This is a genomic window from Sulfitobacter sp. M85 (assembly GCF_029285915.1).
Taxonomy (GTDB): Bacteria; Pseudomonadota; Alphaproteobacteria; order Rhodobacterales; family Rhodobacteraceae; genus Sulfitobacter; species Sulfitobacter faviae.
Map to the genome: position 1 here is coordinate 49,550 of NZ_JABECQ010000007.1, position 22,042 is coordinate 71,591.

A 22,042-nucleotide genomic window follows, 5' to 3' on the forward strand; every position below is an offset into this window, starting at 1 on the left:
ATCAATTCGAACAATTACAAACTGTCCAGGGGCGCCTCTGGCCAGCCCTTTGGCGGTGCATGGCGATAGGAGGTGCATGTGGCTGATTTTCCGACAACGGCACGGGTGGTGATCATCGGGGGCGGCGTGGTTGGGGTCTCGACCCTCTATCACCTCGCCCGCGCGGGGTGGACCGATTGCGTTCTGCTGGAAAAGAACGAACTCACCGCAGGCTCCACTTGGCATGCGGCGGGCAACTGTCCGAACTTCTCGAACTCATGGGCGGTGATGAACATGCAGCGCTACGGGCTTGAGATGTACCGCGGTTTGGGTGAGGCGGTGGGCTATCCGATCAATTACCATGTCACCGGCGCGCTGCGTCTGGCGCATAGCCGCGAGCGGATGCAGGAGTTTGAGCATGTCGCCTCCATGGCCCGCGCGCAGGGGCTGGGGATGGAGATGTGCACCCCTGCCGAATTGAAAGAACACAACCCGTTCATAGAGCTACATGACCTTGCGGGCGGGTTGTGGGACCCCTTGGATGGGGACATCGACCCGGCACAACTGACCCAAGCCCTTGCCAAAGGCGCGCGGGAGGCGGGGGGGCAAATTCACCGCTTTACCCCCGCCACCGGCATAGATCGCGATGGGGGCGAATGGTTCGTCCATACCGAAAAGGGCGATATCCGCTGCGAGAAGGTGGTCAACGCTGCCGGCTATTACGCGCAGCGGGTCGGCGAATGGTTCCGCCCCCATGGGGGCCGCCGCGTGCCTGCGGTGGTGATGAGCCATCAGTATTTCCTGACCGAAGAAATCCCCGAACTCGCCGCTTGGACCGCCGAGAAGGGTCATAAGATGCCGATGGTCCGCGATGTGGACAGCTCCTATTACCTGCGGCAGGACAAGAACGGTCTGAACCTTGGCCCCTATGAGCGCAACTGCAAGGCGCATTGGATCACCCCCGACGATCCGATGCCCGAGGATTTCAGTTTTCAGCTTTATCCCGACGATCTGGATCGGCTGGAATGGTATATCGAAGACGCCATGGCGCGGATGCCGCTGTTGGGCCAGAGCGGTGTGGGGCGGGTGATCAATGGGCCGATCCCCTATGCGCCCGATGGGCTGCCGATGCTGGGCCCGATGCCCGGCGTGCCAAACGCTTTCGAGGCGCATAGCTTTACCTTTGGCATCGCGCAGGGCGGCGGCGCGGGCAAGGTCATCGCCGAATGGATCACGCAAGGTGAAACGGAGTGGGACATGTGGGATGTCGACCCGCGCCGCTACACCGCCCATGCCGATCACGACTTTACCCTCGCCAAGGCGCTTGAGACCTATGGCCATGAATATGCGATGCATTTCCCGCATTACGCATGGCCCGCCGGGCGCGACAAGAAGCTGTCGCCGCTGCACGACCGGCTGCGCGACGCGGGCGGTCAGATGGGGGCCTACAACGGGTGGGAGCGGGCGAATTATTTCGCCAAACCCGGTGATGACACCGCCGAGGCCGCGACCCAGACATGGGACCGGGATGGCCCGTGGGCGGCGCGGGTTCGTGAGGAGGTCGTGGCGGTGCGCGACGATGTGGGCGTGCTCGATCTACCGGGGTTCTCGCGTTTCGCGCTTGCGGGGCCGGGGGCGGCGGAATGGCTGCGGGGCCGCATCGCGGGCGCGCTTCCCAAGGTCGGGCGGATGACGCTCGGCTATTTCCCCGACAGCCGGGGCCGGGTGCTGACCGAGATGTCGATCCTGCGCCATGCTGAGGATGACTTCACCCTGATCACCGCCGCCCCCGCGCAATGGCATGACTATGAATTGCTGCGCGATGCGCTGCCCCAAAACGGTTCGATCAGCCTGACGGATCGAACCGATGCGGTCTCGACCCTGATCCTATGCGGCCCGAAATCCCGCGCCCTGCTGGCGCCGCTGGCCCCGGAGGCCGATCTGGCTCTGCCGTGGCTCAGCCATCAAGAGGCGTCGGTAAAGGGCAAGCCAGCGCTGCTCGCCCGGGTCTGTTTCGCGGGCGAGTTGGGCTGGGAAATCCACGCGGCCCCCGAAGACATGCCGGCGATCTATGATGCGGTCATCGCGGGCGGGGCCACGCCCTTTGGGATGTTCGCGCTCAATTCCATGCGGCTGGAAAAAGGCTACCGGACGTGGAAGGGCGATCTGTCGCAGGAGTATACCTTGCTGGAGGCCGGCTTGGACCGTTTCCTGCGTCTCGACAAGCCGGAGGCATTTCCAGGAAAGGAGGCGCTGATCGCAGAACAGGCGCAAGGGCCGCAGCGCCGCTTTGTGACGCTGGTGGTCGAAGGCAACCCGCAAGACGCGCCGCCGATGGCCACGCTGCGCCTGAATGGAGATGCCGTGGGCGAGGTGACCAGCGGCGGCTATGGCTACCGGGTCGATGCCTCCATCGCCCTCGGCGTGGTGCGGGCCGAGGCTGCCGTGCCGGGCACCGAACTCACGGTCGAAATCTATGGTCAGAGCTACCGTGCCATGGTGCAGCCCGACGCCCCGCTTTGGGACCGGGAAAACGCGCGCATTCGCGCGCAGGAGGTCTGAGATGGGACACCTGCCTTCCAAGGCCCGCGCGGTGATCATCGGCGGTGGCGTGATCGGCTGTTCGGTCGCCTATCATCTGACGAAACTGGGCTGGACCGATGTGGTACTGCTGGAGCGCAAACAACTGACCTCCGGCACCACATGGCACGCGGCGGGGCTGATCGCGCAGCTGCGCGCGACGCAGAACATGACGCGGCTGGCGAAATACTCGCAAGAACTCTACGGCGCGTTGGAGGGGGAAACCGGGGTCGCCACCGGGTTCAAGCGGGTGGGCTCGATCACCGCCGCCCTGACGCCTGCGCGGCGTGAGGAGATCTTGCGGCAGGCCGCCATGGCCCGCGCCTTTGGCGTCGAGGTCGAAGAGATCACCCCCGAAGAGGTGCGCGCGAAATACCCCCATGTGGAGACCAAAGGCATGACCGGCGCGGTCTATCTGCCGAAAGACGGGCAGGGCGATCCGGCCAATATCGCGCTAGCCTTGGCCAAGGGCGCCCGGGCGCGTGGCGCGGTGGTGGCCGAGCGGGTCAAGGCGACGGGGGTCACCCGCGCGGGGCGTCGGATCATCGCGGTGGACTGGGCCGGGGAGGATGGCAACACGGGCCGGATCGAGGCCGAACATGTCATCAATTGCGCGGGCATGTGGGGGCGCGAGATGGGCCGAATGCTGGGCAGCAACGTGCCCCTGCAAGCCTGTGAGCATTTCTATATCGTTACCGAGGCCGTGCCGGGCTTGCACGAGTTGCCGGTGCTGCGCATCCCCGATGAATACGCCTATTACAAAGAGGATGCGGGGAAGATCCTGCTTGGCGCATTCGAACCCGTCGCCAAACCTTGGGCGCTGGACGGCATCCCCGATAGTTTCGAGTTCGATCAACTGCCCGAGGATTTCGACCATTTCGAGCCGATCCTCGAAATGGCGGTCAAACGGCTGCCGCTGCTGGCGGAGGCGGGGATTCATACCTTCTTCAACGGTCCCGAAAGTTTCACCCCCGACGATGCCTATCACCTCGGTCAAGCGCCCGAGATGGACAATGTCTGGGTCGCCGCCGGGTTCAACTCTATCGGCATTCAATCGGCGGGCGGCGCGGGGATGGCGCTGGCGCAGTGGATGGAGGACGGGCAGAAACCCTTTGATCTGGGTGACGTGGACATTGCGCGGATGCAGCCCTTTCAGGGCAACAAGACCTATCTGGCAACGCGCTCGACCGAGACGCTGGGACTGCTCTATGCCGATCACTTCCCCTACCGCCAGAAGGCCACCGCGCGGGGCATTCGGCGCAGCCCGCTTCATGCGCACCTCTTCGAACACGGCGCCGTCATGGGCGAATTCGCAGGCTGGGAACGGGCCAATTGGTTCGCCGATCCCGGGCAGCCGCGCGAATATCGCTATGGCTGGGGCCGGCAGAATTGGTTCGACAATCAAGCCGCCGAACATGCTGCCATCCGCGCGGGCGTGGGGCTTTATGATATGTCGTCTTTCGGAAAAATTCGCGTCGAGGGGCCAGAGGCCGAGGCTTTCATGAACCACGTCTGCGGCGCGCAGATGGCGGTGCCGGTGGGCAAGATCGTCTATACGCAATTCCTCAACCCTCGCGGCGGGATCGAGGCGGATGTCACCGTAACGCGGCTGAGCGAGACCGCCTATCTCGTCGTCACCCCGGCGGCGACGCGGCTGGCGGATGAGACATGGCTGCGCCGCCATGCTGGCGACCGGATGGTGGTGATCACCGATGTGACGGCGGGTGAGGCGGTGCTCGCGATTATGGGGCCGAAGGCGCGGGACGTGTTGCAGGCCGTTTCCCCCATTGACTTCTCAAATGACACCCATCCTTTTGGCATGGCGCGCGAAATCGAGATCGGCATGGGCCTCGCCCGGGCGCATCGGGTGTCCTATGTGGGCGAACTGGGCTGGGAGCTTTACGTCAGCGCCGAGATGGCAGGCCATGTCTTTGAGACGCTAATGGAAGCGGGCGCGGCCTTCGGCCTGAAACTTTGCGGTCTGCATGCGATGGACAGTTGTCGGATCGAAAAGGGCTTTCGCCACTTCGGCCATGACATCACCTGCGAGGATCATGTGCTGGAGGCGGGCTTGGGCTTTGCGGTGAAGACCGACAAGCCCGATTTCATCGGTCGCGACGCGGTGCTGCGCAAAAAGGAAGAGGGGTTGAAGCTGCGGATGCTGCAATTCCGCCTGACGGACCCCGAGCCATTGCTCTACCACGCTGAACCGATCCTACGGGAGGGGGCGATCGTGGGCTATCTCACCTCGGGCAACTATGGCCATCACCTAGGCGGAGCGATCGGGCTGGGCTATGTGCCCTGCGCGGGCGAAAGCCCCGCCGATCTGCTGGCCTCGACCTATGAGATCGACGTGGCGGGCCGCCGGATCAAGGCCGAAGCCAGTTTGAAACCGATGTATGACCCTAGCGGGGCGCGGACCAAAAGCTAGGCCGTCGCCTTACGAAAAACGCCCCCTTCGCAGGCTTATCGCCCCGGCTTTGACATAGATCAAAGCGGCGGCTTGGGGCTCATGCGATCCGTTTCCCAAAGATGAAGGGATTCGGAATATGTTCGATACGCTCAAGTTGATCGTGCTTGCGCTTATAGTGTTCTTTGCAGCACTCGGGGCGGATTGGGCGCGCGATCCGGCTTATATGGTTCACGCCCTGCTGGTCATGTTGGTGGCCGCAGGGTTGTTTTTTTGGCAGTTGCGCCGGATGCCTGTCGAGGACGCGGCGCCGGTCGCGCCTGCGGCGCCGCAGGGCTATATGGATGGCCCCATTCGCTATGGCGTCATCGCCACCGCCTTTTGGGGCGTGGTGGGATTTTTGGTGGGCACCTTCATCGCCTTCCAACTTGCCTTTCCGGCCCTGAACATCGACTGGGCACAGCCCTATGCCAACTTTGGCCGGTTGCGCCCGCTGCACACCAGCGCGGTGATCTTCGCCTTTGGCGGCAACGCCCTGATCGCCACGTCTTTCTACATCGTGCAGCGCACTTCTTCGGCACGGCTCTGGGGTGGGAATGCGGCTTGGTTCGTCTTTTGGGGCTATCAGCTTTTCATCGTTCTGGCGGCCACGGGCTATCTGCTGGGCGCGACCCAGTCCAAGGAATATGCTGAGCCGGAATGGTACGTCGACATCTGGCTCACCATCGTCTGGCTGGTCTACCTCGCCGTATTCTTCGGCACGATCCTGAAGCGGCGTGAGCGGCATATCTATGTCGCCAACTGGTTCTTTCTGGCCTTCATCATCACCGTGGCCATGCTGCATGTGGTCAATAACCTCGCCATCCCGGTGTCGATCTGGGGCTCCAAATCGGTGCAGGTCTTTGCCGGTGTGCAGGATGCGATGACGCAGTGGTGGTACGGCCATAACGCGGTGGGTTTCTTCCTGACCGCGGGTTTCCTCGGCATGATGTATTACTTCGTGCCGAAACAGGCAGGCCGCCCGGTCTATAGCTACAAGCTGTCGATCATCCACTTCTGGGCGCTGATCTTTCTCTATATCTGGGCGGGGCCGCACCACTTGCATTACACCGCCTTGCCCGATTGGGCGGCGACGCTGGGGATGGTGTTCTCGATCATCCTGTGGATGCCCTCATGGGGCGGCATGATCAACGGGCTGATGACGCTCGAAGGGGCGTGGGACAAGATCCGCACCGATCCGATCATCCGCATGTTCGTGGCCTCGCTCGCCTTTTACGGCATGTCCACCTTCGAAGGGCCGATGATGTCGATCCGCGCGGTGAACAGCCTTAGCCACTACACCGATTGGACCATCGGCCATGTGCATTCCGGCGCGCTTGGTTGGAACGGGCTCATCACCTTTGGCGCGCTCTACTTCCTCACCCCGCGGCTCTGGGGCCGGGCGCAGATGCACTCCATGGCGGCGATCAACCTGCACTTCTGGCTCGCGACCCTCGGGATCGTGCTCTACGCCGCGTCGATGTGGGTCTCGGGCATTATGGAGGGGCTGATGTGGCGTGAGGTCGATGCCAATGGCTTCCTCGTCAACAGCTTTGCCGACACCGTCGAAGCGAAATTCCTGATGTATGTGGTCCGTGGTCTGGGCGGGGTTCTCTACCTCGCGGGCGGTGCGGTGATGGTCTGGAACATGTGGATGACCATCCGCGCCCCGCAAGCCCGCCCCGTCACCGTCGCCCTGCCAGCGGAGTAAGATCAATGGCCAAGAACCCCCACAGCCCCAATTATGACCCCACTGACGACCCCAAGGTGGTCACCGCCAGCGAAGGCTTGAAGACGGGCGAAATTCCTAACGAACTGCCGCCCGAGACGGAGGCGATCACCTTTCACCAGCGGTTCGAGCGCAACGCGACGCTGCTGCTGATTGCCTCGCTCGGGGTGGTGAGCATCGGCGGGATCGTCGAGATCGCGCCGCTCTTTTGGTTGGAGAACACCATCGAAGAGGTCGAGGGCATGCGCCCCTATTCGCCGCTGGAACTGGCCGGGCGCGAGATCTATGTGCGCGAGGGCTGCTACGTCTGCCACAGCCAGATGATCCGCCCGATGCGCGATGAGACGGAGCGTTACGGCCACTACAGCCTCGCTGCCGAATCCATGTACGATCACCCGTTTCAATGGGGCTCCAAACGCACCGGGCCGGATCTGGCGCGCGTGGGCGGGCGCTATTCGGATGAGTGGCATGTCGATCACCTGATGGACCCGCAATCGGTGGTGCCGGAAAGCGTCATGCCGAAATACGCCTTTCTGATGGATGCCAAGCTTGAGCCTGAGGATATGACCGATCTGGTGGCCACCCACCGCACGGTCGGCGTGCCCTATAGCGATGAGATGATCGCGAATGTCCGTGGCGACTTCCGGGTGCAGGTTGACCCTTTTGGCGATTACGACGGGCTGCTGGAACGCTACCCCGGCGCGCAGGTGCGCAACTTCGACGGCCAGCCGGGGGTGAGCGAGATGGATGCCCTGATCGCCTATCTACAAATGCTCGGAACGCTGGTCGATTTCTCGACCTTCGTGCCTGACGCCAGCCGCTGAGGAGGCCGCAATGGACACCTATTCTTTCCTGCGTGAACTGGCTGATAGCTGGGCGCTTTTGATCCTGACGCTGATCTTTCTGGGCGTCATTGCTTGGGCCTTTCGCCCCGGCTCGCGCGCCCTGCACGACGATGCCGCCGCCGTCCCGTTTCGCAACGACGACCCCGACCAAGCCCGCAATGACGGAGCCCGCACATGACCGATAAACGCAAGATCGACCCCGCCACCGGGACCGAGACCACAGGCCACAGTTGGGACGGGATCGAAGAGCTGAACACGCCGCTGCCGCGTTGGTGGCTCTGGACATTCTACGCCACCGTCGTCTGGGGCGTGATCTATACCATCCTTTATCCCGCCTGGCCGATGGTTTCAGGCGCGACGGCGGGGCTGCTTGGCTATTCCACCCGTGGCGAAGTCGCTGCCGAGATTGCGCGCGTGGACCTGTCGAATGCCGACTTGACCGAAAGTCTCGTCAACGTCGATCTGGCGGTGCTGAAGGACAACGAAGAGCTGCACCGTTTCGCGACACAGGCCGGGCGCTCGGTCTTTGCGGCCAATTGCTCGCAATGCCACGGCGCGGGGGCAGGGGGTGTGGTGGCCTCGGGCTATCCGAACCTTTTGGACGATGACTGGCTCTGGGGCGGCACGATGGAGGATATCGCCTATACCGTGCGCCACGGCATCCGCAACGAGGATGACCCCGACGCGCGTTTCTCGGAAATGCCGCCGTTTGATTGGATGGAGGAAGCCGAGCTCGACGCCACCGTGCATTTCGTGCGCAGCCTTTCGGGGCTTGAGCATGACGCGGGCGCGGCGCAGGCGGGGGCAGAGGTCTATGCCGACAACTGTAGTGCCTGCCATGGGGAGCGTGGCCTTGGTGACCGTGAGATGGGCGCGCCCAACCTTGCCGATGCGATCTGGCTGCGCGGCGGCAGCCATGAGGCGATCCTGCAGCAGCTCAAAGCGCCGCGCATGGGGGTGATGCCGCCGTGGCAGGCCCGTCTGGGCGAGGCCGAGGTGCGCGCCGTGACCGCCTATGTCCACGGTCTGGGCGGCGGCGAGGCTGCGGTCGATGCCGAGGGTGCCGCCGCCGATTAAACCGGTACGACAAATAATCTGCGGATTGATGCAGATCAAAGCGGCCTGCGCCCTAGGGGTGTAGGCCGCAAGACGTAACACCGGAGCCTACTGCCCATGTCCAACGCCGCCCCCCCGCTTTTCGCCGCCCGCGAGCCGATTTTCCCCCGCCGGGTCAGCGGATTCTTTCGTCGGTTGAAATGGGTGATCCTGATCCTCACGCTGGGGGTCTATTACATCACCCCGTGGATCCGCTGGGACCGGGGGCCGAACCTGCCGGACCAAGCAGTTCTGGTCGATCTCGCAAACCGGCGCTTCCATTTCTTCTGGATCGAGATTTGGCCGCATGAATTCTACTTCGTGGCCGGGCTGCTGATCATGGCGGGGCTAGGGCTGTTCCTGTTTACCTCCGCTCTGGGGCGGGTCTGGTGTGGCTATGCCTGCCCGCAGACCGTCTGGTCCGATCTCTTCATGACCGTGGAGCGCTGGATCGAAGGCGACCGCAACGCGCGTATCCGACTGCACAACGCACCTTGGAGCCTGCGCAAGGCGCGGTTGCGGGGGGCGAAATGGGTGGTCTGGCTGTTGATCGCGGTGGCGACCGGCGGGGCTTGGGTCTTTTACTTTGCCGATGCGCCCAGTCTCGCGCGCGACCTCGTGACCCTGCAAGCCGCCCCCGTGGCCTATGCCACCATCGCCGTGCTGACGGCCACGACCTTCATCTTTGGCGGTTTCATGCGCGAACAGGTCTGCATCTACATGTGCCCTTGGCCCCGCATCCAAGGCGCGATGATGGATCCGGGCACACTGACCGTCGGCTACCGCAAATGGCGGGGCGAGCCGCGCGGCAAGGGCGGGGTGAAGCGCCAGAAAGCGGCGGCAGAGGCGATCGGCAGCGGCGATGCGGTGGCGCGTTATGGCGCGGCGCTCGACAAAAACACCGCGGGCGACCGCCAGTCGCGCGACGGCGAGGTTTTGGGCGATTGCATTGATTGCAACGCCTGTGTGGCGGTCTGCCCGATGGGGATCGACATCCGCGAAGGCCAGCAGATGGAATGTATCACCTGCGCGCTCTGCATCGATGCCTGCGACGATGTGATGGCCAAGATTGGCCGCCCGCGCGGGCTGATCGACTATCTCGCGCTGGATGATGAGCCGCCCACCGCGCCGAAGGAAAGCGCTGCCGTGGCTGGCCTTGCCGAGGCGCCCGCGGGCGATGTCGCCGGGGCCACTGCGCCGCCCTGGCAGCCCAAGCCGCTTTGGCAGCATGTCTTCCGCCCGCGCACCCTGATCTACACCGCTGCTTGGGCCGCGATCGGTGTAGCGCTTGTCGTGGCGCTCTTCATCCGGCCCGAGATCGACATGACCATCGCGCCGGTGCGCAATCCGACCTTCGTCACCCTCTCGGACGGGTCGATCCGCAACGCCTATGACATCCGTCTGCGCAACAAACATGGGGAGGCACGGGATTTCCGGCTGTCTCTCGCCGGAGACCGCGGTTTGGACCTCAGCGTCGAGGGGGCGGCGGGTTCGGTGGTCTCCGTCCCCGCCGACACCACCCGCCTGCAACGGGTCTATGTCATCGCCCCGCCGCAGAGTGACGCCGCCACCGCGCCGCGCAGCGATCTGCGGTTCTGGGTCGAAGACGTCCGCTCGGGCGAGCGGGCCTTTGGTGACACGATTTTCAATGGAAAGGACAGCCAATGACCGCAGCGCAACTGCAACGGGAGCGCCCCCTGACAGGCTGGCATGTGCTGGCGATCTTCGTAAGCGGGTTTTCGATCATCATCGCGGTGAACCTCGCGCTCGCTTTCAACGCGGTGCGCACCTTCCCCGGCAAGGAAACCGAATCGAGCTACGTCGCCTCGCAAAATTTTGACAGCGACCGCGCGGCGCAGGAAGCGCTCGGCTGGGCGGTGCAGACCGAGTTGACAGGGGAGACGCTCCGCTTGGCGGTGCAGGATGCCAATGGCGTGGTGCAGCCCGAGATCATCGCGGCGACATTGGGCCGGGCGACCACCGTGGCGGATGACATGACGCCCGACTTCGCCTGGGCTGGCCGCGCGTGGGTTGCGCCGGTCACCGCAGGCCCCGGCAACTGGAACCTGCGGATCGAGATGCGCGCCGCCGATGGCACGCTCTTTCGCCGCCGCATTCCGTTGCGGGTGGTACGATGACCGTCGCCGCCTGTCCCGGCTGTGTCGCAGGCACCCCCTCGGCCGTGGCTGCGGCGCAGCGCATCGCGGAGAACGACAAGGCCATCCACCTCGCCCTGCCGCAGATCCGCTGCGCGGCCTGTATTGCGGGGGTCGAGGGGGTTTTGGCCCGCTTGCCCTCGGTCAAAGCCGCGCGGGTGAACCTTGGGGCCAAACGGGTGCGGATCGTGCTGAGCTCCGGCTATGACGCCAGCGCCGCGCTTCAGGCGTTGAACGACGCGGGCTTCGAGGCGCATGAGCTGGACGCGACCGCCCTGCGGCCTGCGGGGGATGACACGGGCCGCCGTCTGCTGGCCCGCGCCGCCGTGGCGGGCTTTGCCATGATGAACGTGATGGCAGTCTCCGTCGCGGTCTGGTCCGGGGCGGGCGATATCACGCGCGAGATGTTTCACTGGGTCTCTGCTGCCATCGCGTTGCCCGCCTTGGCCTTTTCGGCGGTGCCGTTCTTCGCCTCGGCATGGGTCGCCCTGCGGGCGGGCCGGATGAATATGGATGTGCCGATTGCGCTGGCGATCCTGCTGGCGGCGGCGACCTCGCTTTATGAGACTTTCGCCGCCACCGGGGCGCATACTTGGTTCGATGCGGCGCTTTCGCTGACCTTTTTCCTGCTGGTGGGCCGTTATCTGGAGCATCGCGCGCGGGCCACAGCACGTTCCGCCGCGGCGGAGTTAACGGCGCTGGAACTGCCCCGCGCGACCCGTCTGACCGCGACGGGGCGTGAGACGGTGGACGTCAGCGCCTTGATGCCCGATGACCGCATCGCCCTTGCCGCCGGAGCGCGCGCGCCGGTGGATGGCATCGCCTTGGGCGCGGTGATGGTGGACCGCTCCGCCCTGACCGGAGAGGCCGACCCCGTCGCGGTGGCGGCGGGTGGGCCGATCTGCGCGGGCGAGGTAATCCTTGGCACGCCGCTGACCCTAAGGGTCACCCGCCGGGCCGAGGACAGCACCCTGCGCCGCCTCGCGGCTTTGGTCGAGGTCGCCGAGACCGGCAAACACCGCTACAGCGGGATCGCCGACCGCGCCGCGCGGCTTTACGCGCCGGTGGTGCATGGGCTGGCGGCGCTGGCTTTCGTGGTCTGGTGGGCACTGACGGGGGACCTTTATCACGCGATTGCCGTGGCCACGGCGACGCTGATCATCACATGCCCCTGCGCGCTGGCGCTGGCCATTCCGGCGGTGACGGCGGCGATGACCGGGCGTTTGTTCCGCGCGGGCGTGTTGCTGAAATCCCCCACGGCCTTGGAGCGTTTGGCCGAGATCGACACAGTTCTCTTCGACAAGACCGGCACGTTGACCGAGGGCGTCGCGCGGCTGCCCGCGCTTGATACAGAGGTGGCATCGGTCGCGCTTGCCCTCGCGCAGGCGTCTGACCACCCCGCCTCGCGCGCCTTGGCGGCGGCGTTGCAGGGGCAGATGCCCGCCGATCTGCACGACCTGCAAGAGGTGCCGGGCAAGGGCGTCTGCGGCCTGTGGCACGGGGCGCGGGTCTCATTGCGTCGCGGGCAGGAGGGACCGGAACTGCATCTGGCGGACCGCTCTATTCCCTTGCCTCTGTCCGAGACCCCCCGCGCCGGGGCGGCGGAAGTCGTCAGCGCCCTGCGCGGGCGTGGGATGGAAGTGGCGATGGTCACTGGCGATACCGCGCAGCGTGCAGAAGCGCTGGCCCACACCCTCGGGATTGACACGGTTCATGCCGCCGTTCGGCCCGAGGATAAGGCCGGTCTGGTTCGCGACATGGCTGCGCGGGGCAAGCGGGTGCTCATGGTGGGCGACGGGTTGAATGACACGGCGGCGCTTGCCGAGGCGCATGCCTCTCTCGCGCCTGCCACGGCGCTGGATGCCGCGCGGGTCGCCTCAGACGGGGTGATGCTGGGCGGTGATCTTTCTGCGGTCGCCGATACCCTGCGGCTGGCCCGCCGGGCGCGCAGCCGCATTCGCCAGAACCTCGGGCTGGCCGCCGCCTATAACGCGGTCGCGATCCCGGTGGCGGTCATGGGCTTCGCCACCCCGCTGATGGCGGCGGCGGTGATGTCTTCCTCGTCTATCCTCGTGGTTTTGAATGCGGTGCGCTGATGAATATCCTGATTGTTCTCATCCCCGTCTCCCTCTGTCTTGGCGCGGCAGGGCTTGCGGCCTGTCTCTGGACGCTGCGCAACGGGCAATACGATGACCTCGAAGGAGACGCGGCGCGGATTTTGCTGGAGAATGGCGCGCCTAGTGGTGACACCCACCAGCGTGATTCCGAAAAGGCGACCTAGAAACGCAAAACGCGGACCGTGGCCCGCGCTTTCTTAGCTCAATGAAAGCCCGCCGTCAGTCGGCTGCCTGAGAGGCCGAGATGAGCGCGTCCATATCCTTGATCAGCACGGTCTGAGAGGTCTCGAGCGCGATAATATCTTGCTTGCGCAGGCGGGTCAGGGTGCGGCTCACCGTCTCAATCGTCAGGCCGAGGAAGTCCGCGATGTCGCTGCGGGTCATCGGCAGGGCGCAGGTAGTGTAATTGCCAATCGGCCTGCCGGTGCGCTCCGCCAGCGTGATGAGGAAGGAGGCAACCTTTTCCAGCGCGGATTTGCGGGCCAGCATCATAAAGTGATCCTGCATCGCCGAAATCTCACGCAGGGCGGCGTTCAACAGCCGCTTATGCGTCTCGTGATCCCCCTCGAAATCGTCGAGCGCATGGCGGCGGTGGGCAATCACCTCTGCCGTCTGGATCGCCTCGCAATCGCTGTGATGCAGCGCGCCATTGGGAAAGCCGATGATGTCGCCGGGCAGGCCAAAGGCGATGACCTGCCGCCGCCCGTTGTCGAGCACGCGGGTCAGGCGAAAAACGCCCGAGGTGATCTCATAGATATGATTGGCGATATCGCCCTCGCGAAACAGATGGCTGCCGACCGCCTGCCGCTTGCGCGGCGATTGCGCGGCGGGGGTGCAGGGGCAAAGCTGCGCCTCGGGCACTTTGGTTGCGGGGGTGAACTCATTGGATAGCGTCACGTACATGCGATCGTCCTTTCTGCGGCGCGGTCACATTCTCAGGCGCATGTCGCAGAACGACCTTTGGTCTTGTATCCGTTTGTAACGCTTTGTCGCAGGGGATGGCGTGGCGGGTGGTGCTCGCTTGGGTTGCGGACTATACAAACGCAACTTTTGGGGTGATGGGCGTGACCGCGAAGAAGATCCTTGTTGTTGATGACGATGCCAAGATCCGGACGCTTCTTAGGCGCTGTCTTGAAAGCGACGGATACCTTGTGACCGAGGCGCATGACGCGCAGAGCGTGGGAGCGGCCTTCGCGGCGGAGGCTTTTGATCTGGTGACTTTGGATCTGAACCTCGGCGCGGAGGACGGGCTGGACATCGCGCGCGACCTTCGCCGCGATCATGACGTGCCGATCTTCATGGTGACGGGCAAGGACGATGTGATCGACCGCGTTGTCGGGCTGGAGCTGGGCGCGGATGACTATCTGACCAAACCCTTCCATGTACGAGAGGTCTTGGCCCGTGTGAAATCCGTCCTGCGGCGCAGCGGCAAGCGCGAGGCGGAGACGCCCGCACCGCAAAATGCAGAGCCGTGGCTTGCGCTTGATGGGCTCAAGATCAACCTCGACCGGATGCTGCTGGTGGGCCGTGACGGGCAGGAGGGGGATCTGACCACGGCTGATTTCAAACTTCTGGCCGCCTTCGTGAACCACGCGAAAAAGCCCTTGTCGCGCGACCGGTTGATGGATCTGATCGACGGACAGAACTGGGCACCCTTGGACCGCACCATCGACAACCAAGTGGCGCGGCTGCGCAAGAAGGTCGAACGTGATCCGGCGCGTCCGCTGTTGATCAAGACGGTGCGCGGGGTGGGCTATGTGCTGACCGAAAGCCCCACCGCCACCTCGGGTTAGTCCTGTAACAAGGCGCGAAACGCCTCGGCCAGATCCGCTTGCCTGTAGGGTTTGCGCAAGAGGGCGAAGGCGTTGCTCTCTTCCTCGCCGCGCAGGATGTTTTCGGAAAATCCCGAGGTGATCAATATTCGCAGATCGGGCATTTCCGCCGCGACCCGTTTGGCCAGCGCATGGCCCGACAACTCCCCCGGCATCACCAGATCGGTAAAGACCACGTCGATGTCGTCGCGGTCTTGCAGGATGTCCCAAGCCGCATCGCCGGTGGTTGCCGTGACGCAGTCGAACCCCAGCGACTCCAGCCGCCGTTCCGACAGGCGCAGGACCATCGGATCGTCTTCGACCAGCAGCACGCGCAGGCCGGTGCCGATACCGGCGTGCTGCTCTGGCGCGTCGCTGGAGGCCGCCCGCGTGCTGGTGCTGTCCACGAGGGCGGGGAAATAGAGGCTGATCGTCGTGCCCTTGCCCAATTCGCTGTAGATCGCGATATGCCCGCCGGATTGTTTGATGAAGCCGTAAACCATCGACAGGCCCAGCCCCGTGCCTTGGCCGACCGGTTTGGTCGAAAAGAACGGCTCCATCGCGCGGGTGCGGGTCTCAGCAGACATGCCTTCGCCCGTGTCCGCGATCGACAGGCGGATGTAGTTGCCCATGTCGATGCCGATTTCCTGTGCGACATAGGTGTCGTCAAGCTGCATGTTGCGCGTTTCCAGCGTGATTTTCCCGCCCGAAGGCATGGCGTCTTGGGCATTGAGCGCGATGTTCAAAACGGCGGTCTGAAGCTGGGTGGCATCCACCTTGGCCTGCCAAAGGTCCTCGGCAAAACCCGTCTCGACCGCGATATGCGCGCCGATGGTGCGTTTGAGCATCGCCACGGCTTTTGAGACTTCGGCGTTGAGGTCAATCTCCGCCGCGTTCAACGTGGTCTTGCGGGCAAAGACCATCAGGCGCGAGGTGAGGTCCGCGCCGATCTCTGCCGCCTCCAACGCATCCGAGATCAGCGCGCCGCTTTTGGCCGAGGTTTCCGACATCTCCAGCAGTTCGAGATTGCCGATCACGACCGTCAGAAGGTTGTTGAAATCATGCGCGATGCCGCCGGTCATCTGACCGATGGCGTCCATCCGTTGCGAGCGGGCGGTGGCCTCCTCGGCGGCTTTTCGGCGCGACAGATCGTGCATGATGCCGACAAAGGCGACCTCGCCCGAGATATCGGCGCGGCCCACGGAAAGATGCAGCGGGAAGACACTGCCATCGGCGCGCAGCCCTTCCACGTCGCGGCCCACGCCGATGATGCGTTTCTCTCCGGTCTCGAGATGGTGGCGCAGGAAGCCGTCATGTTGAACGGCCATATCCCCCGGCATCAGCATGCGCACGTTCTGCCCTACCAGATCCTCGACCGGATGGCCGAAAAGCGTGGCCGCCGCCTTGTTCACCCGCAGGATATTGCCCGCGTGATCCGCCACCACCATGGCATCGACGGCGGCGTCCAGAAGGGCCAGCAGAACGGGGCTTTCGTCGTTGATCTTCATGCGAGGGTTCCGTCTGTAGGGGCTGCGGGGCAGGGCATCCGATAGCGTGAGAGGGGGCGGGGGCGCAATGCGGGGCGGGGGCGCGTTAAGTGCCCGAGGGCTGCCTCCCGAACCACGCCGGCCCTACCACTGGATCGCTTCCAGATAGTCGAGCAGATTGGCGAAATCGGTTTCCAGCACCTCCCCATCCGCGCCGCCATTTGGGTAGACATGGCGCAGGCCAACGGCGGAGAAGTCTGGCATGGGTGAGGCGGGGTCGTCTTTCGCAAGCTGGCCCATGACGAAGCGGCTGACAAACTCACGGGGGAAGTAGCCGTCATTGCGCTGTTTCAGCCCGGCCAAATCCGGCGGCACGACATCCAGATGCAAGGACATCGGACCGCCCCCTTCGCCCTGCGCCCCGTGGCAGGCGGCGCATTCCTTGGCATAGACCCGCTGCCCCGCGCGCAGCCGGTCGGTGTCGTCAGAGGACCCCTCCGAACAGGCAGAGAGGAGGGCGCAGGATAGCCCGGCAAGGGCAGCGAGTTGAGGGCGCATAGGGGGTCCTTTCGATGGGCGTTAGTGCGACAGAAGCACAGGAAAGGCGCTTTGTTCAATCAGGCTGCGGGTCGTGCCGCCAAAAACCATCTCGCGCAGGCGGGAGTGGTCATAGGCGCCCATGACAATCAGATCGGCCCCGGTTTCTTTGGCGCGTTTCAGGATGGCGGTGCCAATGTCCTCGCCTCCGCTGGCATATTGCTGCACGGCAACGTTGCAGCCTTGGTGGGTCAGCCAAGCGGCGACATCCGTGCCCGGGTTCTCACCGTCATAGGCCGAGATTGAGACCGGGTCGAAAAGCGCCACGGTCACCTCCCGCGCATTGCGCAGGATTGGCAGAGCGGCGCGGATCGCCCGCGTGGCGGGAATGCCCGCTTTCCATGCGACGAAGACCGATTGCGGGGTCAAGGCCGCCTTGGACTGCGCGGTGTTGAGCAGAACCGGCACGGCGGACTCAAAAAGGGCGGCATGGACGATGTCCTCGAACAGGCGGCTGTCTTCGCGCAGGTCCGCGCCGATAAGCACCGCATCACAGGTCAGCCCCGCCCGCGCCACCGTGTTGCGCAGGCCGGAGGCATCGCCACAGACCGCGCGCACATCCGCGCTGGCGCCTTGATCGGTGAGATACTGCGAAAATTCCGCGCGCTGTTTTTCGACCGCCTCGCGGGCCGCGTCCACATCCGCCTGCCAGCCTGCCGGGAGGGAATAGGTGCTGAGTTCGCCCACCCCCATCGAATAGACCGGGACGGCAGGGGTTTCGCTGAGCAGAAGAACGATCAGATGCGCGCCCTGGGTCTGCGCCTCGCGGGCGAGGGCCTCAAGCTGATTTGGCCGGGCATCGACCCCCAGAACGACTGTGATGGTGGCATTTTGCATGGCGACGCTCCTCATGTGACCACGGCCATTATGGGGCGGGCCGGAGCGGCTGCATTGATCTGGATCAAGCGGGAGGAGGACTGCGGAAAGAACCGTAGGCGGCATGCGCCGGAAAAGGGTATCGCCCCCGCGCAAAGGGGGGCGATACCTGCGTCAGTTAAAAGCTGATCGACGCGGTCAGGCTGACAGTGCGGCCCGGTTCGGTCAAGGGCACCACATTGGCAAGCCCAAGCCCATCGGAACTGCGGCTTGCATAGGTCGCGTCGAACAGGTTCTGCACGTCCATGCGCACGTTCAGGTTCTCCATCCGCCGCGGTTTGTATTCCGCGTAGAGATTGACCACCTCATAGCCGTCGAGCGACACATCGGTATCGTCGTTCTCCAAGGCGATCTGCGCGGTCGCGCCGATACGCCATTCCTCGGTCACGTCATAGCCCGCTTCGAAGCCAAAGATATGGCCGACCGGACGGCCAAGGTAATAGGCGGTCGTGGCGGTTGTCGCGTCGTTGGTTTGCACATCGGCATAGGTGTAGTTCAAGGTCGCGAAGCCGCGCGCGCCGGTATAGGTGACCGACCCGTCGAAGCCGCGCGATGTCAGATCGTCCACAGCACCGCGTGCGCCGCTCGAGGGCAGAACGGCGTTGATGTCTTCGATCTCAGTGTCGAAGAGCGCGCCTTTGACCGCCCAAGGGCCGCTGTCGTAACGCAGGCCCAAGCGCACCGCATTGGCGCGCGAGGTGGTGAAGCCGTCATAATTCCACGGGGTGCGGAAGTTGACCAATGCAGCCTCGCCCAACTCATAACCGCCCCAGCTGGAGGCGGCTCCGGCGTTGAGGGTCCATTGATTGTTCAAGACGTAATCGACCGAGCCGTTGACGCTGGCGCCGCTGGCGTCGAAATCGCTCCCATCCGCGCCTTCGAAGGATGCCCAGTCGTAGCGCCCGCCGTAGGATACGGAGATGCGGTCGGAGAGATCCTGCCGTGCCTGCGCGAAGATACCGATGTTGCTAAGCTCTTCGCGGCCGCTCGAACTGCGCGGGCTGACCGTGTTGTCATAGCCTTCGGCGCTTTCGTCAAAGAAATCGACACCGACATTGACGCTGCCGTTGCGGAGCGTGAAGTCGTTGCTGAGCACACCGCTGAGGCTTTTGTTCACGCCATAAAGCGAGCCTACGTCCATCGCCTGCTCGTTGTAGCTGAGCTGCGCATAGGGCGCCCAGATGCCCGAGGGGTTCTCATCCTCATAGGTCAGCGTATAGGAGGTGCGCTGCGACAGCGCTTCGTAGAGCACCGTGTCGCGCCCGATCACATCGGCAAAGTCGGGGCGGATGAAGCCACCTTGAGACGCGCGCAGGCCATTGTCGGTTGTCTCAGAAGCAGAGAAGCTCAGACGTTTGCCGCTTTGCGAGGTATAGGCGAATTTCGCGATATAGTCGGTCAGGTCCGCCGCCGTGCCGGTGATGGTGCTGCCCGAGCCGTCATCATAGTCATCGCCCGTCGCGCGTGTGCCGCTCAGCAGGTATTCAAAACCGTCGTTCTGCCCGAAGAGGGTCAGGGTATTGCGGAACCCTTGGCCATTGCTGCCATAAGATAGCGTGTAGCGACCTCCAAAGGGATCGTCCCCGTCCAGCAGATCGCGGGCGTCTTTCGTGGTATAGGCGATGGAGCCCGCCAGCGCGTTTGGCCCCTGATCCGCCGGGGCAAGCCCCGCGCTGACCTCAACGGATTTCAGCAAGGCCGGATCCAGCAGAACGTTGCCGGTATGGTGGAAGGCCGATTTGTTCTGACGCGCGCCATCGATGGTGACGGAAAGCATGCTTTCCTCGATCCCGTTCACATAGACCTTCTGCGCGATCGGCGCGCCGCCGCTGGCGGTGATCGCGGATTCGCCGGCAAAGACATCGGCCACGGTGGCCGGGTTGCGCTGTTCGATTTCGGTTTCGGTGATCTCGTCATTGCCCAAAACAGCCTGAGCGGCTGAGGTCTGAATGCGCAGCACACCGAGATCGAAGGCGGTGTCGTCTTGCGCGTAAGCGAGAGTGGCGGTCGAGCACATCAGCCAAGAGAGCGCGACGCGCTTGGCGGTATTGGTTTTCATTTTATTGTCCCTTGTAGAAATCCTTGGCTGGCTGGGACTCATGAAACCGCTTGCTTGCTCTGCGCGGATAGTTGCGACAATCCGCCGAAATGTTCAAGGCGCGGATTTGGCTAAAGCGGGAGGGTGGCGGCTGCGGCGTTGGATTTCTACGCGGGTGCCTGGTCTTTAAGCAGACCGGTTTGGAGGACGGCGACGTCGAGGCTTGCGCGGCGACTGACCAGCGTCTTCGTATCGGGGGAAATAAGCACCACGCCCAAGGCGTTAGTGGCGGAGAGACAGGGATTCGAACCCTGGGAACCCGTGAAGGCTCAACGGTTTTCGAGACCGCCCCGTTCGACCACTCCGGCACCTCTCCGCGGGGGTCTGGGGGGTCCGTTTAGTCGCCTTTTCCAGCAGTGGCAAGAGGGGTTTTGCGCATCAATTGAAAGTTTGGGGATTTTCATTGCGCCGAGGCTGGTAGAGCCTAAGTCTAAAGGCAGAATTCTGCGAAAGGACCGCCCATGTTTCGCCAAAACCGTATGATTGCAGCCCCCTTTGTCATGGCGTTGATGCTGCTCGTCGCGCTTGCCCTGCCGCTGCGGGCGGCGGATCGCGGCGCGTTGGAGCGGTTCTTGGAAGTGACCGGCTTTGACGTGGCGTTGGAGAGCATTCGCCTGTCCGCCGATTCCGCGCCTGAGATGTTAGGGCTGCAAAGCGAGGATTTCGGCTCGGAGTGGTCGCGGCTGGTGCGCGATGTCTTTGACACCGAGTTGATGCACGACATGGCGATGGATATCCTTGCCGAGACGCTCAGCGATGACCTGTTGGATCATGCCGCCGGATTCTATGCCTCCGATCTGGGCCAGCGTTTGGTGGCGGTCGAGAACAAAGCGCATATGGCTGAGGATGACGGGCTGAAGGCCGAGAGCGGTGCCGCCATCATCGCGGGGCTTGAGCGGATCGGCTCCCCCCGGTTGGAGACCCTGCGGCGTTTGAACGTGGCCAGCGATGTCGAAGAAATCTCGGTCCGGGCCATTCAAGAGGTGCAGATTCGTTTCCTGATGGCCGCCGCGGCGGCCGGGGTGATCGAATTGCAGATGGAAGAGCCGGACCTGCGCGAGGCGATGCGGGCGCAGGCGGATGAGCTGGGCGCGCAGATCGCCGCTAACGCATTGGCCAACGCCGCCTATACCTATCAATCCTTCTCGGACGAAGACCTTGCCGCCTATGCCGAGGCGTTGGAGCATCCCAAGATGCAGCAAGTCTATACGCTGATGAACGCCGTTCAATATGAGATCATGGCCAACCGGTTTGAGGCCGTGGCCGCGCGGCTTGCGGCCATGCAGCCCAGTCAGGACATCTGATGCGGGCTTGGGTTTTCGCGCCGCTTTTGTGGCTTCTGGCGCTGCCCGCTTGGGCCGATGCGCGGATGACTGTGCTGGTCGATCTGTTGGAGCTTCGCCAAGCGGCGGTGATCCTCGGCAACGAAGGGCAGGCCCATGCGGAGGTGCTGAACCAAGACATGCTGGGCGGGCAGGGCGGCCCAGCCTGGCAGATGCAGGTCGAAAGCATCCACGATCCCGAGCGTATGGTCGAAATGGTCCGCCGCGCCTTGGAAGAGACGATGACGGCGGAGGAGGTCGAAAAGACGATCGCCTTCTATTCCACCGAACTGGGGCGCCGGATCGTCGGGTTGGAGAATGCCGCCCGCGCCGCCATCGCCGAGCCTGAAGTCGAGCAGATTGCGCGGGCAAACTATGGGGTGCTGGCGGGAGACGGTGATCCCCGGGTGACTTTGATCCGCCGGTTGATCGACGCTTCCGATATGATCGACCGCAATGTCGGCACGGCACTCAACAGCAATTTCCAATTCCTCCGCGGCATGCGCGATGGCGGCACGCTGGAGGACAGTGATGAAGACCTCTTGGCCGATGTTGGCGCCGATCTGGATGCGGTGACCGAAGACACCTCCGTCTGGTTGCACGCCTATATGCTGCTGGCCTATCACCCTTTGAGCAACGCCGAAATCGCGCAATATGCGGCCTTTGCCGAGACACCGGCGGGCCGGGCGCTCAACCTCGGGCTTTTCGACGGGTTCGGTCGGGCCTATGAGGATATCTCTTACGGGCTAGGGCGTGCGCTGGCGCTGAATATGGTGGCCGAAAGCCTATGACAGGCCCACGGGGCAGGGCCAAGAAAACCTACTTGACTTGCCCCGCCATTCCGAAGATAAGCCCGCATCCCGGCGGGTAATCCGTTTTCGGGATTGTTTTTTAATGACGC

Annotated in this window: 18 protein-coding genes and 1 tRNA gene; 13 read left to right on the forward strand and 6 right to left on the reverse strand. The window is 63.8% G+C overall.

Going from position 1 to position 22,042, the window contains the following annotated elements:
- Positions 1-78 precede the first annotated feature (78 nt).
- The 10 genes from HKX24_RS13895 (at position 79) to ccoS (ending at position 13,114) form a co-directional block, all read left to right on the forward strand.
- Entirely contained in the window at positions 79-2,541 is a 2,463-nt protein-coding gene (locus tag HKX24_RS13895; RefSeq protein WP_271693755.1) for an FAD-dependent oxidoreductase, read from the forward strand.
- A 1-nt stretch (position 2,542) separates the two neighbouring features.
- Positions 2,543-4,990, forward strand: a complete 2,448-nt coding sequence (locus tag HKX24_RS13900; protein WP_271693756.1) for an FAD-dependent oxidoreductase — start codon at positions 2,543-2,545, stop codon at positions 4,988-4,990.
- Between the two features lie 118 nt (positions 4,991-5,108).
- Complete coding sequence (gene ccoN / locus HKX24_RS13905; RefSeq protein ID WP_067262871.1) at positions 5,109-6,719, forward strand: cytochrome-c oxidase, cbb3-type subunit I; 1,611 nt, start codon at positions 5,109-5,111, stop codon at positions 6,717-6,719.
- A gap of 5 nt (positions 6,720-6,724) precedes the next feature.
- On the forward strand, positions 6,725-7,561 hold the full coding sequence (ccoO, locus tag HKX24_RS13910) for a cytochrome-c oxidase, cbb3-type subunit II (protein ID WP_271693757.1): 837 nt from the start codon (positions 6,725-6,727) through the stop codon (positions 7,559-7,561).
- Between the two features lie 10 nt (positions 7,562-7,571).
- Positions 7,572-7,760 carry a cbb3-type cytochrome c oxidase subunit 3 gene (locus HKX24_RS13915; RefSeq protein WP_136720504.1) on the forward strand — a complete coding sequence of 63 codons (189 nt, stop codon included), beginning with the start codon at positions 7,572-7,574 and terminating at the stop codon, positions 7,758-7,760.
- Positions 7,757-8,659, forward strand: coding sequence for a cytochrome-c oxidase, cbb3-type subunit III (ccoP, locus tag HKX24_RS13920; protein WP_271693758.1), 903 nt, complete (start codon positions 7,757-7,759; stop codon positions 8,657-8,659). The genes HKX24_RS13915 and ccoP overlap by 4 nt, the downstream gene beginning before the upstream one ends.
- A gap of 96 nt (positions 8,660-8,755) precedes the next feature.
- On the forward strand, positions 8,756-10,345 hold the full coding sequence (ccoG, locus tag HKX24_RS13925) for a cytochrome c oxidase accessory protein CcoG (RefSeq protein WP_271693759.1): 1,590 nt from the start codon (positions 8,756-8,758) through the stop codon (positions 10,343-10,345).
- Positions 10,342-10,815: a FixH family protein gene (locus tag HKX24_RS13930; RefSeq protein ID WP_271693760.1), complete on the forward strand. Its 474-nt coding sequence runs from the start codon at positions 10,342-10,344 to the stop codon at positions 10,813-10,815. The genes ccoG and HKX24_RS13930 overlap by 4 nt, the downstream gene beginning before the upstream one ends.
- Positions 10,812-12,929: a heavy metal translocating P-type ATPase gene (locus tag HKX24_RS13935; RefSeq protein WP_271693761.1), complete on the forward strand. Its 2,118-nt coding sequence runs from the start codon at positions 10,812-10,814 to the stop codon at positions 12,927-12,929. The genes HKX24_RS13930 and HKX24_RS13935 overlap by 4 nt, the downstream gene beginning before the upstream one ends.
- Positions 12,929-13,114, forward strand: coding sequence for a cbb3-type cytochrome oxidase assembly protein CcoS (gene ccoS, locus HKX24_RS13940; protein ID WP_271693762.1), 186 nt, complete (start codon positions 12,929-12,931; stop codon positions 13,112-13,114). Before HKX24_RS13935 ends, ccoS begins: the two co-directional genes overlap by 1 nt.
- 55 nt (positions 13,115-13,169) lie before the next feature.
- On the opposite strand, the gene HKX24_RS13945 is transcribed toward ccoS, so the two are convergent.
- Entirely contained in the window at positions 13,170-13,853 is a 684-nt protein-coding gene (locus tag HKX24_RS13945; protein WP_276154061.1) for a helix-turn-helix domain-containing protein, read from the reverse strand.
- A gap of 155 nt (positions 13,854-14,008) precedes the next feature.
- Here HKX24_RS13945 and HKX24_RS13950 point away from each other — a divergent pair, with 155 nt between their 5' ends.
- Complete coding sequence (locus HKX24_RS13950; RefSeq protein ID WP_271693819.1) at positions 14,009-14,743, forward strand: response regulator; 735 nt, start codon at positions 14,009-14,011, stop codon at positions 14,741-14,743.
- Here the strand turns inward: HKX24_RS13950 and HKX24_RS13955 are convergent.
- The 5 genes from HKX24_RS13955 to HKX24_RS13975 all read right to left on the reverse strand — a co-directional run bounded on the left by HKX24_RS13955 (position 14,740) and on the right by HKX24_RS13975 (position 20,135).
- Positions 14,740-16,269, reverse strand: a complete 1,530-nt coding sequence (locus tag HKX24_RS13955; RefSeq protein ID WP_271693763.1) for a PAS domain S-box protein — start codon at positions 16,267-16,269, stop codon at positions 14,740-14,742. The two genes, HKX24_RS13950 and HKX24_RS13955, sit on opposite strands and share 4 nt — an antisense overlap.
- Positions 16,270-16,392: 123 nt before the next feature.
- Positions 16,393-16,806 (reverse strand): cytochrome c, encoded by a 414-nt coding sequence (locus tag HKX24_RS13960; protein WP_271693764.1) that lies wholly within the window; start codon positions 16,804-16,806, stop codon positions 16,393-16,395.
- Positions 16,807-16,827: 21 nt separating this feature from the next.
- Positions 16,828-17,682, reverse strand: coding sequence for a universal stress protein (locus tag HKX24_RS13965; RefSeq protein ID WP_271693765.1), 855 nt, complete (start codon positions 17,680-17,682; stop codon positions 16,828-16,830).
- A 157-nt stretch (positions 17,683-17,839) separates the two neighbouring features.
- Positions 17,840-19,780 carry a TonB-dependent receptor gene (locus HKX24_RS13970; RefSeq protein WP_271693766.1) on the reverse strand — a complete coding sequence of 647 codons (1,941 nt, stop codon included), beginning with the start codon at positions 19,778-19,780 and terminating at the stop codon, positions 17,840-17,842.
- 265 nt (positions 19,781-20,045) lie between these two features.
- A tRNA-Ser gene (locus HKX24_RS13975) sits at positions 20,046-20,135 on the reverse strand.
- A gap of 184 nt (positions 20,136-20,319) precedes the next feature.
- Between HKX24_RS13975 and HKX24_RS13980 the strand changes: the two genes are divergently transcribed.
- Together HKX24_RS13980 and HKX24_RS13985 are read left to right on the forward strand one after the other, a co-directional pair.
- Complete coding sequence (locus tag HKX24_RS13980) at positions 20,320-21,123, forward strand: DUF2059 domain-containing protein (protein ID WP_271693820.1); 804 nt, start codon at positions 20,320-20,322, stop codon at positions 21,121-21,123.
- Positions 21,123-21,932, forward strand: a complete 810-nt coding sequence (locus HKX24_RS13985; protein ID WP_276154062.1) for a DUF2059 domain-containing protein — start codon at positions 21,123-21,125, stop codon at positions 21,930-21,932. Before HKX24_RS13980 ends, HKX24_RS13985 begins: the two co-directional genes overlap by 1 nt.
- The last annotated feature ends 110 nt before the right edge of the window (positions 21,933-22,042 follow it).

Excerpts from the sequence above, each read along its gene's own strand:
- HKX24_RS13900 (WP_271693756.1), top strand. The coding sequence starts at position 2,543 with ATGGGACACCTGCCTTCCAAGGCCCGCGCGGTGATCATCGGCGGTGGC.
- ccoN (WP_067262871.1), top strand. The coding sequence starts at position 5,109 with ATGTTCGATACGCTCAAGTTGATCGTGCTTGCGCTTATAGTGTTCTTT.
- ccoO (WP_271693757.1), top strand. The coding sequence starts at position 6,725 with ATGGCCAAGAACCCCCACAGCCCCAATTATGACCCCACTGACGACCCC.
- HKX24_RS13915 (WP_136720504.1), top strand. The coding sequence starts at position 7,572 with ATGGACACCTATTCTTTCCTGCGTGAACTGGCTGATAGCTGGGCGCTT.
- ccoP (WP_271693758.1), top strand. The coding sequence starts at position 7,757 with ATGACCGATAAACGCAAGATCGACCCCGCCACCGGGACCGAGACCACA.
- ccoG (WP_271693759.1), top strand. The coding sequence starts at position 8,756 with ATGTCCAACGCCGCCCCCCCGCTTTTCGCCGCCCGCGAGCCGATTTTC.
- HKX24_RS13930 (WP_271693760.1), top strand. The coding sequence starts at position 10,342 with ATGACCGCAGCGCAACTGCAACGGGAGCGCCCCCTGACAGGCTGGCAT.
- HKX24_RS13935 (WP_271693761.1), top strand. The coding sequence starts at position 10,812 with ATGACCGTCGCCGCCTGTCCCGGCTGTGTCGCAGGCACCCCCTCGGCC.
- ccoS (WP_271693762.1), top strand. The coding sequence starts at position 12,929 with ATGAATATCCTGATTGTTCTCATCCCCGTCTCCCTCTGTCTTGGCGCG.
- HKX24_RS13945 (WP_276154061.1), bottom strand. The coding sequence starts at position 13,853 with ATGTACGTGACGCTATCCAATGAGTTCACCCCCGCAACCAAAGTGCCC.
- HKX24_RS13950 (WP_271693819.1), top strand. The coding sequence starts at position 14,009 with ATGGGCGTGACCGCGAAGAAGATCCTTGTTGTTGATGACGATGCCAAG.
- HKX24_RS13955 (WP_271693763.1), bottom strand. The coding sequence starts at position 16,269 with ATGAAGATCAACGACGAAAGCCCCGTTCTGCTGGCCCTTCTGGACGCC.
- HKX24_RS13960 (WP_271693764.1), bottom strand. The coding sequence starts at position 16,806 with ATGCGCCCTCAACTCGCTGCCCTTGCCGGGCTATCCTGCGCCCTCCTC.
- HKX24_RS13965 (WP_271693765.1), bottom strand. The coding sequence starts at position 17,682 with ATGCAAAATGCCACCATCACAGTCGTTCTGGGGGTCGATGCCCGGCCA.
- HKX24_RS13970 (WP_271693766.1), bottom strand. The coding sequence starts at position 19,780 with ATGAAAACCAATACCGCCAAGCGCGTCGCGCTCTCTTGGCTGATGTGC.
- HKX24_RS13980 (WP_271693820.1), top strand. The coding sequence starts at position 20,320 with ATGGCGTTGATGCTGCTCGTCGCGCTTGCCCTGCCGCTGCGGGCGGCG.
- HKX24_RS13985 (WP_276154062.1), top strand. The coding sequence starts at position 21,123 with ATGCGGGCTTGGGTTTTCGCGCCGCTTTTGTGGCTTCTGGCGCTGCCC.